Raw genomic sequence first — 17100 nt, forward strand, 5'->3', positions numbered from 1 at the left:
ACAATCAAGTCCACCCCGCCGCTTGCAATCGTCAACCGGTCTGGGCATAGCAAACCCACTCCTCCCCGGGTCCACATCGCAAGCCATTCGCTTACCCAGAGGAGTTCCATGACAAATTACGTGACGCGCGCCGGTATCGAGGTTGACCAGGCGCTGGCCACTTTCGTCGAAACCGAAGTTCTCGCGCCGCTTTGCCGCGATGGCGAGGCATTCTGGGCAGGGTTCGCGAGCCTTCTGGGCGAATTCGCGCCTCGCAACGCGGCACTTCTCCAAAAGCGTGAGGATCTGCAGGCGAAGATCGATGCCTGGCATATCGAACGCAAGGGTCAGCCGCATGATGCGGGCGCCTATCGCGCCTTTCTCGAAGAGATCGGCTACCTCGTCCCCGAGCCGGGCGATTTCACTATCGGCACCGAGAAGGTCGATCCCGAGATCGCGACCATGGCAGGCCCGCAGCTGGTCGTGCCGATCCTCAACGCGCGCTTCCTGTTGAACGCGGCGAATGCGCGCTGGGGCAGCCTCTATGATGCCTTCTACGGGACCGATGCGCTCGATGCGCCTGCGGCCAGGCCGGGTGGTTATGACGAGGATCGCGGCGCGGCGGTCATCGCCGAGGCAAAGCGCTTCATGGACGAGGCCGTGCCACTGGCCGATGGCAGGAAATGGGCCGACCTCACCGATGTGAAGGAAAGAGGCATTCCGCTCGCTGATCCGGCGCAATGCGTCGGCTGGAACGACAAGGCCTGCCTCTTCAAGCACAACGGCCTGCACATCGAGGTCGCCTTCGATCCGGAGCACCCGGTCGGCAAGACCGATCCCGCCAATATCGCGGACATCAATCTCGAGGCGGCGCTCACGACAATTGCCGACTGCGAGGATTCGGTCGCGGCGGTCGATGCCGAGGACAAGCTGCTCGCCTATCGCAATTGGCTGGGCGTAATCCGCGGCGACTTGTCGGAAAGCTTCGACAAGGGCGGCAAGACGGTCACCCGCGAACTGGCGCCTGACCGTATGTACACGTCGCCCGAAGGCGGCGAGTTCGCCTTGCCCGGTCGCTCCCTTATGTTCGTCCGCAACGTGGGCCACCTGATGACCAACCCGGCGATGCGCTGGGACGGCAAGGAAATTCCCGAGGGCATCCTCGACGCGGTGATGACCAGCGCGATCTCGGCGCAGGATGTCGCGGGGCTTGGCAAATACGGCAACTCGCGGCGGGGTTCGATCTATATCGTGAAGCCCAAGATGCACGGGCCCGAGGAATGCGCCTTCACCAATGATTTGTTCGATGTGGTCGAGGACCTGCTCGATCTGCCGCGCCACACGATCAAGGTCGGCGTGATGGACGAGGAACGGCGCACTTCCGCCAACCTTGCCGCCTGCATCCATGCGGTTATGGACCGGATCGTCTTCATCAACACCGGTTTCCTCGACCGGACGGGCGACGAGATCCACACCTCGATTCAGGCCGGGCCCATGATGCGCAAAGGCGAAATGAAGAACTCCGCCTGGCTGAAGGCTTACGAGGCGCGAAATGTCGGCATCGGGCTGAAGCATGGCCTGTCCGGCCGCGCGCAGATCGGCAAGGGCATGTGGGCTGCGCCCGACCTGATGGGGCAAATGATGATCGAGAAGATCGGTCACCTAAGGGCTGGGGCGAACACGGCATGGGTGCCGAGCCCGACTGCTGCGACGCTCCACGCGATCCATTATCACCGCGAGGACGTTTTCGAGATCCAGAAGGGTCTGGGCGAGGTGCCGGGCCTCGAAGACTTGCTCACCATTCCGCTTGCCGAGGGCACAAACTGGTCCGAAAACGAGATCGGCGAGGAGCTCGACAACAATTGCCAGGGCCTGCTCGGCTATGTGGTGCGCTGGATCGACCAGGGCGTGGGCTGTTCCAAGGTGCCCGACATCAACGATGTGGGACTGATGGAAGACCGCGCCACCTTGCGAATCTCCAGCCAGCATATTGCGAACTGGCTGCTCCACGGGGTCATTTCCGAGGGACAGGTGATCGATTCGCTGCGCCGTATGGCTGCAAAAGTGGACGAACAGAACGCCGGCGATCCGACTTACGAGCCCCTGCTGGCAAACGAGGACAGCCCTGCATTCAGCGCTGCCAAGGACCTGATTTTCAAAGGGGTCGAACAGCCCAGCGGTTATACCGAGCCGCTGCTTCATGCGTGGCGGCTGAAGAAGAAGGCTGCCGCCTGAAGAACTGCGGGTGCACGCCGCAAGCAATTGCTAAGCCTTTGGGCATAGGCTGCCTTCCCAGAACGAAGAGAAGGTCGCCACAGTGTCTGCAATTCCTATCCGGGAGCGCCGCGAGGATCGCGTGGATTTGCTCGTCCGCGTGACCTTGCACACGGACGGTGCGAGCCGTGTCGTGCGACTGTGCAATGTCTCGGCAATGGGCGCGCTGGTCGAAGGCGAAGACCTGCCCGAGACGGGGCGTGCCGTCGATCTCCAGCGCGGGGCCAATGCCGTGCGGGGACGCATCATCTGGCGGGCCAGCAACAAGGCGGGCATCTCGTTTTCCGATCGCACCGAAGTCGAACACTGGTTCCCCGAAGCCGAACCGCAAAGCTCGGTCGACAAGGCGTTCCAGCGCATTGCCCGCGAGCTGAACAGGCAGGACAAGCGAGAGCCGGTGGTCGCTCCGCATCATCGCTCGCAGATCACCGCCGATGATATGGAGCGTTCTGCTGCGGCATTGGAAGAGCTGGCCGATGCGCTGGCCGGCGAGCCTGACCTCTTTAGCCGCTATGCCACGCAATTGCAGTCGCTGGACATCTCGGCGCAGCTGCTGCGCAAGCTCGCCCTGCGCGAGGACTAGCCCAGAGCGCGTGCCAGCCGGACGAAATCGTCCACTTCGAGCGTTTCGGCCCTGCGCTGCGGGTCGATCCCGATCTCTTCAAGCGTTTCGACAGCGCCTGCCACGCCCTTGAGGCTCTGCCGCAGCATCTTGCGGCGCTGGCCGAAGGCGGCCTCGGTCAGCCGTTCAAGCAGCCGGGCCGATACGCCTTCGGGCATTTCCGCAGGTTCGACATGCACGATTGCGCTCATCACCTTGGGGGGAGGGGTGAAGGCGCTGCGATGGACTTTCATCGCCATCTTGGCCTCTGCGCGCCACTGGGCCAGGACCGCGAGGCGTCCGTAAGCGGAGCTACCGGGCTTCGCGACAATCCGCTGCGCAACCTCCTGCTGGAACATCAGCGTCAGCGAGGTCCACAAGGGAGGCCATTCTTCGCCGCCCATCCAGCGCGTGAAAAGCGCGGTGCCGACATTGTAGGGCAGGTTCGACAGGATGGCGTATGGCTCGCCCCCCATGACAGCATCATGGTTGAGCTTCAGGGCATCGCCCTCGATCACGCGGAGCCGGTCGGGGAATGCCATCGCCAGTTCCGACAGGGCGGGCAGGCAGCGGGTGTCCATTTCGATCGCCGTCACTTCGGCGCCTGCGCGCAGCAATGCGCGGGTAAGACCGCCGGGGCCGGGCCCGATCTCGAGCACCTTCTTGCCCGAAAGATCGCCGGGCACGGCCGCGATCCGGTCGAGCAATTGCTGGTCGAAGAGGAAGTTCTGCCCGAGCGCCTTCGACGCGCTGAGGCCATGGCGCGCGATGACTTCGCGCAAGGGTGGCAGGTCAGTCACGGGCGGCGCGCCTCGCGGCCATTTCGCCGGCCATGCGCAGCGCGGCGATCATCGCGCCGGGATCGGCGATCCCCTTGCCGGCGATGTCGAAAGCCGTCCCGTGATCGGGGCTGGTTCGCACGATCGGAAGGCCGAGCGTAACGTTGACGCCCTCATCGAAGTCCAGTGCTTTCAAGGGAATAAGCGCCTGATCGTGATACATGGCGAGCGCCACGTCATAGCCGCTGCGGGCGCGCGGGGTGAACAGGGCGTCGGCTGGGTAAGGACCCGTAATTCCCATTCCCTCGGCGCGCAGTTCCGCAATCGCCGGGGCGATGATCCGCTCTTCCTCGTCCCCGAACCGCCCGTCTTCACCGGCGTGTGGATTGAGCCCGCAAACCGCGAGCCGAGGGGCGTCGATGCCGAAATCATCGCGCAGCGCAGCCTCGACGATGCGGGCGCGGTGGCGGATCAGTTCCGAGGTCAGCAGGTTCGGCACATCGGCAAGCGCGTGGTGAATGGTCAGCGGGACTGCGCGAAGGCTGGGGCCTGCCAGCATCATCACCGCATCGCGCCGCTCGCGCCCGCAGGCATCGGCAAGGAATTCGGTCTGGCCGGGCTGCTTGAAACCGACATTGGCCAGTTCGGCCTTGGAAATCGGAGCAGTCACCAGACCGGATGCTTCGCCCGAAATCGCCAGTTTCGTCGCGGTCTCGAGCGAATGGAGGGCCAGCTTGGCTCCTGCTTCGAGCAGCGTTCCGGGATCGTAGGAATGGTCCGCCATGCCCAGCACGGGGAGTGCTCGCTGGAATGCCTGCGGTGCCTGTTCCGGTCTCGAAATGCGTTCGATCCGCAGGGGAATGCCGCATGAATGCGCAGCGGTGCCGATGACGCCCGCACCGCCGGTCACGAAGAACGGCGGTATGGCATCACTCTCGCGCCGCGACCATGCGGCGGCAATGATTTCGGGTCCTATCCCCGCCGGATCACCCAGCGAAACGGCGAGGGGGAGCGAGGCGGGGGTCAATTGTACTCGATATATGCGTCGTTGCGCAGGTCGCGCAGGTAACGCTGCGCAGCCTTGTTGACGCGTTCGTCTTCGATTTCGGCCATGAGCTCGTCGAAGTTCGGGCCGGATTCGACCTGCGGATCGTCACGACCGCACAGCATCAGCACTCGGACGCCTTCCTGGACCGAACCGAAGGGCGGCGTCACTTCGCCGACCTGCATGTTCAGCACCATGTTCTGGAGCTGTTCGGGAAGCGCGCGTGCATTGATCTGGTCGTTGGTGACGACATTGGCATCGAGCGTCGCGGCAATTTCATCGGCGCTGCCGCAGCCGCGCATGTTCTGGACGCCCGCAATGAAGGTATCGAGCTTCGCCTGGTTGACGGTCGCATCGGCAGCCGGATCGAAGGTGACCTGGATCTGCTTGAGGCTGAGCGTCGCATCGCGCGGGTCGGCGGTCAGAACCTGGCGCTTTTCGCGCAGGAACACGATCCAGTAACCGCCCGAAATGGCGATCGGGCCCACCAGCTGGCCGGGCTGCATCTGGCCGACAACCGTCTCCAGCTGCGGGTCCTTGAGCTGCGGCAGGTGGATCCAGCCGAGGTCGCCGCCCACTGCTGCGGTCGAGGCTTCGGAGAACTGGCGCGCATAGGCGATGAAGCTGCCGCCCTGCCGAAGCTGTTCGACGATCTTCTGGGCATTCGCTTCGACCGCCGCGGCATTCTGCGGGGTGGAGGACAGGAAGATTTCCCAGACCCAGTATTCATCGGTGCCCTTGGAAGCGTTGAGGCGCTCCATGAGCTCGTTCACTTCTTCGGCCGAGACGTTGACGAACATCGAAACCTTGCGGCGCAGCAGGCGCTGCCATGCAAGCTCGCCCTGAATCTGGCGCTTGAGCGAAACCGGCGAGGAGCCGATCGAGATCAGGTAGGCGTCCATCTCTTCGAGACGGCGGTTGGACTGTGCAGCGAGGCGCGCATAGGTCTGGTTGACCTCTGCAGGATCGATCGCGATTTCTTCGGCTTCCGCAGCCTGGATCTGCAACGTCTCGTCGATGAGATTGCGCAGGACCTGCGCCCGCACGCGCTGCATTTCCTCGGGCGAGATTTCGCTCTGGTTAGCATCGACGAGCAGCGCGACGCGATGGTCGAGATCGGTGCCGGTGATGACGTGGCCGTTCACGACAGCCGTTGCCCTGCGGACATTGGGGTCGGGATTGGTGAGCATGGTCAGCTCGGTCGGCAGGTTCAACGTATCCTGCGAGCCGACGGCCGATTGTGCGCCTGCGCCCGGTGCGCTTGCAAGAATACCGATTGCCGCTGCCATGCCGGCCAGTTTCGAAACCAAATGTGCGTTCACGCTGTAAAATTCCCTTGCGGCGCGGTTCTGTTGCGCCCGAATGCCCCGGTCTTGCCGCGCTGCGGCTTAACCGTTGCTGATAAGCGATGCGCGGATAGCGCGTTTGTCCCCTGCTGCCAACACGCGCGCAAGGCGCTTGTGGATGCAATTCTTACCGGAAGCCGAGATTTTTCAGGCTCAAATAGAGCTGGAAGGTGTCGCCGCGCCGGGCGTCCCCCGCCGAAACATAGTCGCGTCGCCATGTCGCGCCCATTTCGAGGCAGTCGTCCTGGTAGGCAATACCGAGGCGCGTACGGATCGGCTGGAAACCATCACTGCTAAGCGTAGGGTCTTCCTCGCGATCGGTCAGGTTGAACACGCCCGACCCGAATGCGGACCAGTAGTCGGCGAAGGCCACGCGCACCGCTGCGCGCAGTTCCTCGCGGTCCTGCAAGTCTTCCACGGTGGTGATGTCGCGGTTGAGGCGCAGGTAGCCGACCTCGGCATAGGTGCGGCTGGAACCGATGGTCGCGTCGAATTCGTTGCGGCGGACGGCGAAATTATCCTTGTCGAGCCGGTAGCGGTGGGTGAGCTTGAGAAAGTCACGGTATCGGATCTGGGTGCGCCCGACGAAATCGCTGACCTTCTCGGACAAACCGGTCCCGTCGGGAAAGATGTCGCGGTCCGAATCGAGCCTGTAGGACTGGCCCAGCGTCGTCAGCAGTTCCCAGCCCGGGCGGCGTAGCTTCCAGTCGAAACCGTAGGTGACGCGCGCACCGTCTTCCACTCGGTCATATCCCGGGAAACGGTTGAGCGCGAAGAGGTTCGAATCCTCCAGGTCGATCGCGCGCGCATCCTCGTTGGGGATGGCGAGGTTCTTGATATCGGGAGTCGCCACCAATTGCACACGGGGCGTGAACACCTGCTCGCCGCCGAAAAGTTCGCCCACAAAGGGCCATTCGACATCGATCGCGCCAAGCGCCACGCCGCGCGTCTCCCAGCCCGGATTGCCGCGATAGGAGGCGGTTTCGGTGAACTCGTTGCCGTCCGAATGGTAGATGTCGCCACGCAGCAGGCCGGTCAGGGTGACGACTTGTCCGAGGCCGGTAATGCGCTTCAGGTCCCATTGCGCCTTGGCGAAGGCGCGCTCGGTTTCCTGTCCTTCCTTGCGAATGATCGCGAGGCTGTTGAGCTGCAACTCGACATTCCCGCCGGCAATCGGATCGTCGAGCCGGTAACGCCAGTCCATGACGGGCAGGGCGACCGGCACATTGTCCTGGTCCTGGCCGAGCCGCAGCGTCTGCGTCGCCCATCCTGCCATCGAGAAGTAGGATTTCTCGTCGATCCGTTCGAGATCGACCATCGACCGCAGGCGATCGTCGCGGCTGATATCGTAGCGTCGCAGGAAGGTGCGGTCGCTGGCCAGCCGGATCGAGCTCGTCAGGCTCCATTCGGGCGTGAACTGGAACTTGCCGTTGGCGAACAGGTAACCGCGGGGCTCGCTGTCGAATGTGTCGGTACGGGTCGCGTCGGTGAAGCGGCGGCTATGCGTTGCGTAGCCGGTGATCTGGTATGCGCCCTTGTCGGTCAGGTGACGCCACTGGGCCGAGACCATCGGCGGCGCCTTGGTGAAGGCATAGGCGGATACGGTCAGGTCGCGGTTGTCGGCAAAACGGACATAATAGCTGCCCGAAACCTCGACGCCGTTGCTTTCCGAAATCCGCAGGTCCGGGACGAGGAAGCCCGATACCGCCCCGCCATCGGTCCGCACGGAAAGGCCCGGTAGGGGCAGGATGCGGGCACCGAAGAGTTCGAGATAGGCGCCCTTGAAACGAACCTTGCTGTCGGTCGGATCGTAGATGACGCGCTCGGCCGTGATACGCCAGCTCGGTTCCTTGTCGCAGCCCTCGGGATCGGTCACCGCGCAGGCGCTGTACGCTGCCTGCTCGAGCGCGATGGTGCCGTCATTTTCGCGTACGCCGCGATTGGCTGCGAGCCTGCCGCCCTGGCGCAATGCCAGCAGCAAATCGTCCATCGCGCCGGCTTCGAATTGGTCGGTGAGCTCGACGCGTTCGGAGTAGAGCTGGTTGCCGTTCTCGTCGACGAAGCGGACATTCCCGCTCGCGACGATCACGCCGGTACGCTGGCTCCAGCTTACGCTGTCGGCCCGCAGCGACCGGTCGCCCGAACGCAGGACCACATTGCCTTCGGCGGTGGTGATGTCCGCGTCGGAATCGTAGCTGAGGATATCGGCGGCAAAAGATATCTGCCGCTCGCCCGCCTCGTTGAATTCGGGCAGGGGCGGAGGAACGTCTTCCTGAGTGGCGACAACGACAGCGTCGGGCGGCGCTGGCAGGTCGCTCGGGCTTTCGCCGTCCGGCTCCTCTACCGTGCCGGTTCCGGTGGCCGCGCCTTCCTGCGCTGCCAGCGGTGCGGCGGCGACAAGCGCGAGCACGGCCACGCCCGTCCCGAGAAGGTGCGTTGCATTTGCAATCCGGTTGGCGCGGCTCGGGACCATGGCTTGCCTATCGCACCGGCCACGCCTAATCGCAATCGCGTTTCCTACGGCGCCGGCTGCAACAGGCCCGCCATGACCAGACAATATTTCGGGAGAATCCATGCACATCCAGTTTAGCCAATCCCGTCCGCAAGGCGCGCGCCTCATTGCGCATGTGGTCGACAAGGGCAAGCTTCCTGCTGCCACCAATGCCGCAATGCGCGCAGGCGCCGAGGCAGCCCGTTTCAAGGGCACTGCGGGACAGACCTTCGACGGTTTCGTCGAAACGGACGGCGGTGTGGCGCGGCTGGCGCTGGCTGGCGCAGGTGACAAGAACGACGAAGCGCGCCTCGCAAATCTGGAAAAGGCAGGCGCGGCGCTTGCAGGAAAGTACCAGTCGACCGGCGACAAGCAACTTGTGCTGGACCTGTCGGAAAGCGACCTGACCGCGATCGAGGCAGCGCATGTGCTGCTCGGCCTGCGCCTGCGCAACTGGCGCTATGACATCTATCGCACCAAGCTGAAGGACGAGCAGAAGATCACGCTGGAAAGCGTGACCGTCGTGGGTGCACCCGAAGGCATCGAAGGTGCCTGGGCCCATGCGGCCGCTTTGGCCGAGGGCGTGGAATTCACCCGCGAACTGGTCACCGAACCGGCCAATGTAATCTATCCCGAAAGCTTCGTAGCGCGCTGCATGGAGCGTTTCGAGGATACGGGTGCTGAACTCATCGTGCTCGACGAAGCGCAGATGGAAGAAATGGGCATGGGCTCGCTTCTCGGCGTCGGCCAGGGCTCGACGCGCGAAAGCCGCATTCTCGCCATCCGCTGGAATGGCGGTGGCAGCGAAGCTCCCGTCGCATTCGTCGGCAAGGGCGTCACCTTCGACACCGGCGGCATTTCGATCAAGCCGGGACCCGGCATGGAAGACATGAAGTGGGACATGGGCGGCGCAGGCGCGGTTGCCGGCGGCATGCTGGCTCTCGTCAAGCGCAAGGCGAAGGCCAATGTGGTCGGCGTCATGGGCCTCGTCGAGAATATGCCCGATGGCAATGCCCAGCGCCCGGGTGACGTGGTCAAGTCGATGAACGGCCAGACCATTGAAATCCTCAACACCGACGCGGAAGGTCGCCTCGTGCTCGCCGATGCGCTGCACTGGACGCAGGAAGAATTCCAGCCGAGCCGCGTGGTCGACTTTGCCACCCTGACTGGTGCGATCATCATTTCGCTGGGCAATGAATACGCCGGTCTCTTCTCGAACGACGACCAGCTGTCCAAGGAGTTGTCCGAAGCTGGCGAAGCCGTGGGCGACAAGGTCTGGCGCATGCCGCTGGGCAAGGCTTACGACAAGCTGATCGACAGCCCCATCGCCGACATGAAGAATATTGGCGGCAAGGGCGCAGGTTCGATCACCGCGGCGCAGTTCCTCCAGCGCTTCATCGCGGACGATACGCCCTGGGCGCATATCGACATCGCCGGCATGGCGTGGTCGGACAAGCCGGGCCGCACCTGGGGCAAAGGCGCCACGGGTTACGGCGTCCGCCTGATTGACCGTCTCATCGCAGACACGGCCGAGGGCTGAACGAAAGCGGCGTCATGGCGAAGATGAGGCGCAAGGCAGACCTTCCCACGAAGATCTGCGCGACATGCGGCCTCAGCTTCGCCTGGCGCAAGAAATGGGCGCGCGACTGGGATAATGTGCGCTATTGTTCCGAGCGCTGCCGCAGGAACAAGCAGGCTGGCGAAGAAGCCGGCTGAAGGGCCGTAGGGAAAGGGGCAAGCCATCCTCGTCGATTTCTACCAGCTCAGCAGCGATCCGGTCGACGTCACCGTGGTCAAGCTTGCCCGCAAAGTAATGCAGGCAGGCGAGCGGCTGGTGGTGGTCGCTGCGGATGAAGGTCTTCGCGAGCATCTGTCCGAGGCCCTTTGGCAGCATGGCAATGGCAGCTTCCTCGCCAATGGTCCTGCCGACGGGCCGCATGCTGCACGCCAGCCGATCCTGATTTCTGCCGATTGCGCAGCCCCGAACGAGGCGCGCATGGCCATCCTCGCCGACGGCCAGTGGCGCGACGAGGCGACCCGGTTCGACAGGGCCATGCTGCTGTTCGATGCCGATGCTACCGAGGCCGCGCGCGGCCTGTGGCGCGAACTTGCCGCGCGCGACGATATCGAGAACCGCATCTTCAAGCAGACGCCCGAAGGCGGCTGGCGCGAGGGACGCTGAACTTTCAGGAACTTGCGCCGCTTTCACCCGTCGGTTGGCTATGCGTAAGGTTTTCCCATTTTCACTCGCCCTGATCCTCGCCCTGCCGGCGTGCGGGCAACAGGACGATGAAGCTGCAAACGAAGCTGCCGCTGATGCGCAGGAGCCGCTCGGATCCTACGATATCGATCCGCAAAGCGGCGAAGTACGGGCGACCCACACCGACGCAGCGGGCGTGACCACGACCATGCAGGCCGGCGAGACGGTCGAGGCCCGCCTGCCCGAACCCTTCACGCTCTATCCCGGTGCGTCCGTAACCAACACCACCCGTGTCGAGCAGGGCGACGGGGCTTTCGTGACGGTCGAATTCACCACGTCAGACGAACGAGAGAAAGTGGTCGAGTTCTACCGGCAGCAGGCGCGCGATGCAGGGATCGAGCCGGAAGTGGAGGTTTCGGCCGGTGCCACGACCACGCTGGGCGGCGAGAACCGCGGACGGCGTTCCAGTTTCGCCCTGCAGGTGACTCGTGTCTCCGCGCTGACCGAAGGGCAGGTGAGCATCGCGAGCGGTTTCGACTAATTCTTGCCCCTTCGCGCGCGCGGCGCTAGGGGCGCGCGCGAGAACATTCTCCCCCTACAAAGATATTCGCAAGGAACACTATCATGGCGGTTACCCGCACCTTTTCGATCATCAAGCCCGATGCCACCCGCCGCAACCTGACCGGCGCCGTCACCAAGATGCTCGAAGACGCCGGCCTGCGCGTCGTCGCTTCGAAGCGCATCCACATGACCCGCGAACAGGCCGAAGGCTTCTACGCGGTTCACAAGGAACGCCCCTTCTTCGGTGAACTGGTCGACTTCATGATCTCGGGTCCGGTCGTCGTGCAGGTCCTCGAAGGCGAAGACGCTGTTAAGGCAAACCGCGACGTGATGGGCGCCACCAACCCGGCCGATGCCGACGAAGGCACCATCCGCAAGACCTATGCCGAATCGATCGAAGCAAACTCGGTCCACGGTTCGGACAGCGAAGAGAACGCAAAGATCGAGATCGATTTCTTCTTCGACGAGAACGAAATTGTCGGTTGATTGAAATCAAATTACCGCTGACCGGTTCTTTTCGGCAGACAGGTTAATGGGTTAGGTGATGGGCGCATCCTGGGTTAGGATGCGCCCATTATGTTTTCGAGCGTCTTCAGATTCAGCTCGCGAAAGGCGACCCGCCAGCAGTGCATTCGCGACTGCGTGGATAGCTTCAACGCGCGCAATTTCGATGCGGCCAAAGCTTGCCTCACCGAAGATGTGAAGGTTTGCGATGCTAATCTTCGCGAAATCCGCGGCCGTGACAATTTTCTCCAATTTGAGGCGGAGATATCCCGCCGCTTTCCTGACCGTAAGCTGGTCGTCGACGAGATGCATAATCATCGCGGTAGCGTCCTCGTTCGCGGTCACTTCGAAAGCCGCTTCGAAGAAGTGGCCGGTCAGGCGCTCTGGCAGGTGGAATTCGATGGCAATCGCATTTCACGTGTCGATGTAACGCGCGATCAGCAGCGGCTTACCCTGCCACAATTTGCGGTGACTGCTGCGGCCTGAGGGCCACCTCCCGAAATCAGGATGCGAAATTTTCCAGTTGGCGGCTGTGCTGGCCGTGGCTGTCGCGTGACGCCCGTTGTAATTCGTCCTCGGCGGCCGAGCGGGCCTGCGGGGCGAACTCCTTCCCCAGCGCGCGATAGGCATCTGCCAGGGCTGCAATCGGATCCTCGTTGAGCGTCTCGAAATGCACGGTCGCCGCAACGGCTCCGGGATTGGCCGAAAAAGCGGAGATCCGCCAGGCCCGCAAATCCATCTTTCGGCGCCATTCCGCTTCCAGGGCCGCGATATCGGCGAGATCGCTCTGGAAAGCCATCTGGCTCGCAACCATCGACACGCTGCTGGCAAGCACGCTTTCGCTGTCGCGCTCGCACGCGATCACGCGGGCTTGGGGCAGTGCGGCAGTCAGGGCAGGCATGTCTTCGGCGAATTGCGGGCATTTGAGCACCCGTGGCCGGTCGGCGTTGCCCATGCTCGCCGCATCGGTGCGCAGGATACGGGCGAACTCGCGATAAATGGGCGCCGCATCGCGCGCCTCGCTGAAAGCGACGAACGAGGGTATGCGCCATTGCGCTTCGAAAGCGGCGGGCGACAGCGCGGCTGCAAGCCAGCCGATTTCCTCGTCGGCTCGGGTCGCGCCGAAGGGATGCATCGCTTCGAGCCACGGATTGACCGCATGCGCGATGGCAAGGGCTGCCCGGGCCTTTACCGGCCTGAGATCGGGCGATGCCGGGATCGGGTCCTGGCTGTTGCAGAAACGCGTGCCGCAAAAGCGCGGGTCGGCTGCGAGCAGGCGCTGGACGCGGGTTGTCCCGCTTCGCATCTGGCCGAGTACGACGATGGGCGGCGCGATTTCCGTCTGGGCGAGTTCAGGCTGCTCGCGCCACAGCTTGCCGAGCGCATGGCGCTTGCGGATTGCGGAGGTGATCTGCCCATAGGCCATCGTGTGACCGAGCGCGTTGAGCTGGGCCTCTTCGCGAAGCGACCGGCACAACACCTCGAGCCTCAGCCTGAAGTCGGCAACGTCTTCCTCGTCGCGGATGGATGTCTCGTCTTGGCTCTCATAGCCGCGACTGCCGATGCTCCAGAGGTATTCGGGATCGAATTCCGGCTTGTCTTGCCAGCCTTTCTCCCAGACCGTCTCGAGCAGGCTGTCCAGCCAGCTTGCAAAGCGCGAGCGGGTGAATGGGTGGGGGCGCGCAGGGTTCATTCGCGCGGCGTTTTCCAGCGCGCGTAGAGCACTTCGGCGAGCTTGCGCAGGAGATGCGCACCGATGAGTACCCCGGCTGTGATGAGCACCGCGTCGAGCGCGTCGACCTGCTCGGTCTGCCAGCTGTCATCCTTGTCGAAAGCGATCATTGCAAAGGCGATGATCGCCAGCAGGAAGAAGATGTAAGGTGTCAGGCGGCGCATCAGAACTGGTCCGCCGCATCGTGCAGCTTGGCCGCGCTCTTGGGTGCAACGCTGCGCCAGCTGCGTTCCAGCCAGTCGGCAACGTGGTCCCAATCGAGGCCCGGCCGGTTGAGGATCACGCCGATCCATCCGCTTGCACCGTAATAGGCGGGTTTGAAATAGGCTTGCGGCTGCGCTTCGACGAGGTCGAGCAATTCGTCCATGCTGCCCGTCTTGACGAGGACGGCCACGTGCTCGGTGCCATGATGCTGGTCGTTGAAATAGGCAAAATACTTGCCCGATTTTTCGCTACCGGCGCGCCAGCCGGGCGAGCCGTGGCTCTCGCGTTCATGCGTCTGGGGCAGGGCGAGCGCAAGCTCCCGGACCTTGCCGAGCAGGAAGTCTGGATCGTTTTCGCGGCCCACATACTCGCTGACAACGCGCGGATAGAGCTGATGCTCCGCAAATCTTACGCGTTCGGCCAGCGTGTCCGCGGTTTCGCTCTCGCGGATCGAGACTTTCATCTGGCCAAGGACTTGTCCGGCGTCGAGTTCCGGCGTCACCAGGTGAACCGATACGCCGCCATGGCTGTCGCCCGCATCGATGGCGCGCTGGTGAGTGTCGAGCCCGGGATATTTCGGCAGCAGGGATGGGTGGATGTTGAGCATCCGGCCTTCCCAGCGCGTCGCAAACCCATCGGTCAGGATCCGCATGTAGCCGGCCAGAACGATGTAATCGGCCCCCGCATCGCGCGCGGCCTGTTCCATCGCCTCGTCATGCTGTTCGCGCGGCATGCCCTTGTGCGAAAGCGCGAAGGTGGAAATGCCCTCGCCAGACGCCAGTGCCAGCCCTTCGGCTTCGGGATCGTTGGCGGCCACCAGCACCACTTCATAGGCGGCCCCGGGCAGGAACGAGGCGTAAAGCAACGCGGCCATGTTGCTGCCGCGTCCGGAAATGAAAATCGCGACTTTGGCCTTGTTAGCCAAGGTGCACTGCCTCCCAGTCTTCCCTGGCCGACCAGGTACCCTGCGAACCGCGGACCGTGCAGCCCTTGTCGCCCTCGACGATCTGGCCAACCGCGAGGACCTGCTCGCCGGCGTCTTCCAGACGGCTGCGCACCAGTTCGACCTTGGACGGTTCGACTGCGAGCACCATGCCGACACCGCAATTGAATGTGCGCGCCATTTCGCCCGGCTCGATATTGCCCTGCGCCTGCAGGAAGGCCATCAGCCCGGGCTGCTCCCAGCTGTCGGCATCGACTTCGGCATGCGCGCCCTGCGGAAGGACACGCGGGATATTCTCGAGCAAGCCGCCGCCGGTAATATGCGCCATCGCGTCGATCAGCCCGTCGCGAACGAGCGGCAGCAGCGTCTTCACATAGATGCGGGTGGGTTCGAGCAGCGTCTCCACCAGCAGGCGGTCCTGATCGAACAGCGCGGGGCGGTCGAGCTTCCAGCCCTTGTCTTCAGCCAAGCGCCGTACCAGCGAGAAGCCGTTCGAATGCACGCCCGAACTGGCCAGGCCGAGCAGGACATGGCCCGGAGCGACGCGCTCTCCGGTCAGCTGTTCGCCGCGTTCGACTGCACCGACGCAGAAGCCTGCAAGGTCGTAGTCGCCGCTGGCATACATGCCGGGCATTTCCGCGGTCTCGCCGCCGATCAGCGCGCAGCCTGCCTGCTTGCAGCCTTCGGCGATGCCCACGATCACGCGTTCGGCAACACCGTTCTCCAATTTTCCGGTCGCGAAATAGTCGAGGAAGAACAGCGGTTCCGCGCCCTGGACGATCAGGTCGTTCACGCACATGGCGACAAGGTCGATGCCGACATGGTCGTGCCGGTCGGTGTCGATGGCGAGCTTGAGCTTCGTGCCCACGCCGTCATTGCCCGCCACCAGCAGCGGGTCCTTGTAGCCCGCTGCCTTGGGATCGAAGAAGCCGCCAAAGCCCCCGATTTCGCCGTCGGCGCCGGGGCGCATGGTGGACTTTACCAGCGGTCCGATCGCTTTGACGAGGGCATTGCCCGCGTCGATCGAAACTCCGGCCTGTTCGTAGGTATAGGAAGGCGTGTCGCTGCTCATGTTTGCCCCCTTGCGCATTCCGGCCGGAATTTCCAGCAAATGCGCTTGGATTTCCGGAACCGATTGGGCAAAAGGCCCGCCTGAATAGCCCATGCGGACATATTTTTCCCTTCCCCGGCGCGCCCGTTACGCCCTGATCGCTTCCGGCATCGCGCTGGCAGGCGGGGCCGGCTGGCTTGCGCAGGCACAGGTCGGCGGCCAGCGCGGCATCGCCGCAGTGGCCGCTTCGCGCGACATCCAGGTCAGCGACATCGAGGTCGACGTGCGCGGCGACACCGGCGTCGAAGCCCGCGAAAAGGCCTGGAAGGAAGCGCAGGTCAAGGCGTGGGAGAAGCTGGACGGCCCGAATCTCTCCGATTCGCAGATCTACGGCATGGTCTCGGCAATCGTGGTTCAGCGCGAACGGCTCGGCCCCAAGCGCTACATCGCGACGCTGGGTGTGATTTTCGATCGCCAGAAGGCCAATTCCTATCTCGGCGACGACGGCATGTCGCGGCGCAGCGCCCCGATGCTGCTGCTGCCGGTCACCATGTCGGGCGGGACGCAGCTCATCTATGAGCAGCGCAATCCGTGGCAGCGCGCATGGGCAGAATTCCAGGCCGGGCAGAGCAGCGTGAATTACGTGCGCCCCAGCGGTGCGGGCGGCGAATCGCTGCTGCTGACTTACGGCCAGACAAACCGCCGCAGCCGCGTGTGGTGGCGTGACATCCTCGATTCCTTCGGTGCCGCCGATGTCCTCATCCCGATTGCCAGCCTGCGCTATTCCTATCCCGGCGGGCCGATCGAAGGCACTTTCACGGCGCGCCACGGGCCGGACAATGCATATCTCGACAGTTTCACCATGCGCGCGGAAAGCCCCGAGCAGTTGCCTGCAATGCTCGAACAGGCCGTCCGTCGTTTCGACGCCGTCTTCCAGGTCGCGCTGGCCGATGGCACGATCAAACCCGATCCGACGCTCAACGTGAAAACGGGCGACCTCAATCCCGAGATCGCTCGCCTTGTCGAACTGGGCCGGCGCCTCAAGGCACAGGACGAGGCATTGGCGCAGGTCGCATCGCAGCCGACCGAGGCCAGCGGTGGAGCAATCAGTGCCGCACCGATCAATACGCCGCCGCCCGAAGGCTCGGTTGCGCTCTACACCGTCCAGTTCCAGACACCCGACGCGTCCAGCTTCGGTAGTGTGCTTGCAGCCGTCCGGGGCACGCCCGGCGTCCGCTCGACCGGTGTGCGCAGCACCGCGATCGGCGGGACCTCGGTCATGACGGTCAGCTATTCCGGCTCGATCGCCCAGCTCGCTGAGGCATTGCGCGGGCAGGGCTTCACCGTTCAGCAGGGAGCGACGGCGCTCTTGATCAGCCGCTGATCGCGC

The 17100-nt window shown here is 63.7% G+C and carries 17 protein-coding genes; 9 read left to right on the forward strand and 8 right to left on the reverse strand.

Features of this window, described 5'->3' with window-relative positions; translation table 11 throughout:
- Nucleotides 1-108: 108 nt before the first annotated feature.
- Complete coding sequence (locus K3136_RS12680; RefSeq protein ID WP_221430662.1) at nucleotides 109-2214, forward strand: malate synthase G; 2106 nt, start codon at nucleotides 109-111, stop codon at nucleotides 2212-2214.
- A gap of 82 nt (nucleotides 2215-2296) precedes the next feature.
- Nucleotides 2297-2836: a PilZ domain-containing protein gene (locus K3136_RS12685; RefSeq protein ID WP_221430663.1), complete on the forward strand. Its 540-nt coding sequence runs from the start codon at nucleotides 2297-2299 to the stop codon at nucleotides 2834-2836.
- Here the strand turns inward: K3136_RS12685 and rsmA are convergent.
- The 4 genes from rsmA to K3136_RS12705 all read right to left on the reverse strand — a co-directional run bounded on the left by rsmA (nucleotide 2833) and on the right by K3136_RS12705 (nucleotide 8497).
- Nucleotides 2833-3654 (reverse strand): 16S rRNA (adenine(1518)-N(6)/adenine(1519)-N(6))-dimethyltransferase RsmA, encoded by an 822-nt coding sequence (gene rsmA, locus K3136_RS12690; protein WP_221430664.1) that lies wholly within the window; start codon nucleotides 3652-3654, stop codon nucleotides 2833-2835. The two genes, K3136_RS12685 and rsmA, sit on opposite strands and share 4 nt — an antisense overlap.
- Nucleotides 3647-4660, reverse strand: a complete 1014-nt coding sequence (pdxA, locus tag K3136_RS12695) for a 4-hydroxythreonine-4-phosphate dehydrogenase PdxA (RefSeq protein WP_221430665.1) — start codon at nucleotides 4658-4660, stop codon at nucleotides 3647-3649. Before pdxA ends, rsmA begins: the two co-directional genes overlap by 8 nt.
- Nucleotides 4657-6000 (reverse strand): peptidylprolyl isomerase, encoded by a 1344-nt coding sequence (locus K3136_RS12700; RefSeq protein WP_247711359.1) that lies wholly within the window; start codon nucleotides 5998-6000, stop codon nucleotides 4657-4659. Before K3136_RS12700 ends, pdxA begins: the two co-directional genes overlap by 4 nt.
- 151 nt (nucleotides 6001-6151) lie before the next feature.
- Nucleotides 6152-8497: an LPS-assembly protein LptD gene (locus K3136_RS12705; RefSeq protein ID WP_221430666.1), complete on the reverse strand. Its 2346-nt coding sequence runs from the start codon at nucleotides 8495-8497 to the stop codon at nucleotides 6152-6154.
- Nucleotides 8498-8597: 100 nt separating this feature from the next.
- Here K3136_RS12705 and K3136_RS12710 point away from each other — a divergent pair, with 100 nt between their 5' ends.
- The 6 genes from K3136_RS12710 (at nucleotide 8598) to K3136_RS12735 (ending at nucleotide 12266) form a co-directional block, all read left to right on the forward strand.
- Nucleotides 8598-10055, forward strand: a complete 1458-nt coding sequence (locus K3136_RS12710; RefSeq protein ID WP_221430667.1) for a leucyl aminopeptidase — start codon at nucleotides 8598-8600, stop codon at nucleotides 10053-10055.
- A gap of 14 nt (nucleotides 10056-10069) precedes the next feature.
- Complete coding sequence (locus K3136_RS12715; protein WP_221430668.1) at nucleotides 10070-10231, forward strand: DUF2256 domain-containing protein; 162 nt, start codon at nucleotides 10070-10072, stop codon at nucleotides 10229-10231.
- 25 nt (nucleotides 10232-10256) lie between these two features.
- The gene (locus tag K3136_RS12720) at nucleotides 10257-10697 is read left to right on the forward strand and encodes a DNA polymerase III subunit chi (protein ID WP_221432325.1); all 441 of its coding nucleotides are present in this window, start codon (nucleotides 10257-10259) and stop codon (nucleotides 10695-10697) included.
- Between the two features lie 40 nt (nucleotides 10698-10737).
- Nucleotides 10738-11256, forward strand: a complete 519-nt coding sequence (locus K3136_RS12725; protein WP_221430669.1) for a hypothetical protein — start codon at nucleotides 10738-10740, stop codon at nucleotides 11254-11256.
- Between the two features lie 83 nt (nucleotides 11257-11339).
- The gene (gene ndk / locus K3136_RS12730; RefSeq protein WP_221430670.1) at nucleotides 11340-11762 is read left to right on the forward strand and encodes a nucleoside-diphosphate kinase; all 423 of its coding nucleotides are present in this window, start codon (nucleotides 11340-11342) and stop codon (nucleotides 11760-11762) included.
- 90 nt (nucleotides 11763-11852) lie between these two features.
- Complete coding sequence (locus K3136_RS12735) at nucleotides 11853-12266, forward strand: nuclear transport factor 2 family protein (protein ID WP_221430671.1); 414 nt, start codon at nucleotides 11853-11855, stop codon at nucleotides 12264-12266.
- Between the two features lie 16 nt (nucleotides 12267-12282).
- On the opposite strand, the gene K3136_RS12740 is transcribed toward K3136_RS12735, so the two are convergent.
- From K3136_RS12740 to purM, 4 genes are read right to left on the reverse strand one after another with little or no spacing between them, the layout of a single operon-like run.
- Nucleotides 12283-13473: a sulfotransferase family protein gene (locus K3136_RS12740; protein WP_221430672.1), complete on the reverse strand. Its 1191-nt coding sequence runs from the start codon at nucleotides 13471-13473 to the stop codon at nucleotides 12283-12285.
- Nucleotides 13470-13676, reverse strand: coding sequence for a hypothetical protein (locus tag K3136_RS12745; RefSeq protein WP_221430673.1), 207 nt, complete (start codon nucleotides 13674-13676; stop codon nucleotides 13470-13472). The genes K3136_RS12740 and K3136_RS12745 overlap by 4 nt, the downstream gene beginning before the upstream one ends.
- On the reverse strand, nucleotides 13676-14641 hold the full coding sequence (purN, locus tag K3136_RS12750; RefSeq protein ID WP_221430674.1) for a phosphoribosylglycinamide formyltransferase: 966 nt from the start codon (nucleotides 14639-14641) through the stop codon (nucleotides 13676-13678). Before purN ends, K3136_RS12745 begins: the two co-directional genes overlap by 1 nt.
- Nucleotides 14634-15731, reverse strand: coding sequence for a phosphoribosylformylglycinamidine cyclo-ligase (purM, locus tag K3136_RS12755; protein ID WP_221430675.1), 1098 nt, complete (start codon nucleotides 15729-15731; stop codon nucleotides 14634-14636). The genes purN and purM overlap by 8 nt, the downstream gene beginning before the upstream one ends.
- 91 nt (nucleotides 15732-15822) lie before the next feature.
- Here purM and K3136_RS12760 point away from each other — a divergent pair, with 91 nt between their 5' ends.
- Entirely contained in the window at nucleotides 15823-17094 is a 1272-nt protein-coding gene (locus tag K3136_RS12760) for a heavy-metal-associated domain-containing protein (RefSeq protein WP_221430676.1), read from the forward strand.
- Nucleotides 17095-17100: the final 6 nt, after the last annotated feature.

Source organism: Qipengyuania gelatinilytica (assembly GCF_019711315.1).
Classification (GTDB): Bacteria; Pseudomonadota; Alphaproteobacteria; order Sphingomonadales; family Sphingomonadaceae; genus Qipengyuania; species Qipengyuania gelatinilytica.

What these genes read in the sequence shown, in the direction of transcription:
- K3136_RS12680 (WP_221430662.1), top strand. Translation starts at nt 109, where the DNA reads ATGACAAATTACGTGACGCGCGCCGGTATCGAGGTTGACCAGGCGCTG.
- K3136_RS12705 (WP_221430666.1), bottom strand. Translation starts at nt 8,497, where the DNA reads ATGGTCCCGAGCCGCGCCAACCGGATTGCAAATGCAACGCACCTTCTC.
- K3136_RS12710 (WP_221430667.1), top strand. Translation starts at nt 8,598, where the DNA reads ATGCACATCCAGTTTAGCCAATCCCGTCCGCAAGGCGCGCGCCTCATT.
- K3136_RS12715 (WP_221430668.1), top strand. Translation starts at nt 10,070, where the DNA reads ATGGCGAAGATGAGGCGCAAGGCAGACCTTCCCACGAAGATCTGCGCG.
- K3136_RS12725 (WP_221430669.1), top strand. Translation starts at nt 10,738, where the DNA reads ATGCGTAAGGTTTTCCCATTTTCACTCGCCCTGATCCTCGCCCTGCCG.
- ndk (WP_221430670.1), top strand. Translation starts at nt 11,340, where the DNA reads ATGGCGGTTACCCGCACCTTTTCGATCATCAAGCCCGATGCCACCCGC.
- K3136_RS12735 (WP_221430671.1), top strand. Translation starts at nt 11,853, where the DNA reads ATGTTTTCGAGCGTCTTCAGATTCAGCTCGCGAAAGGCGACCCGCCAG.
- K3136_RS12740 (WP_221430672.1), bottom strand. Translation starts at nt 13,473, where the DNA reads ATGAACCCTGCGCGCCCCCACCCATTCACCCGCTCGCGCTTTGCAAGC.
- K3136_RS12745 (WP_221430673.1), bottom strand. Translation starts at nt 13,676, where the DNA reads ATGCGCCGCCTGACACCTTACATCTTCTTCCTGCTGGCGATCATCGCC.
- purM (WP_221430675.1), bottom strand. Translation starts at nt 15,731, where the DNA reads ATGAGCAGCGACACGCCTTCCTATACCTACGAACAGGCCGGAGTTTCG.
- K3136_RS12760 (WP_221430676.1), top strand. Translation starts at nt 15,823, where the DNA reads ATGCGGACATATTTTTCCCTTCCCCGGCGCGCCCGTTACGCCCTGATC.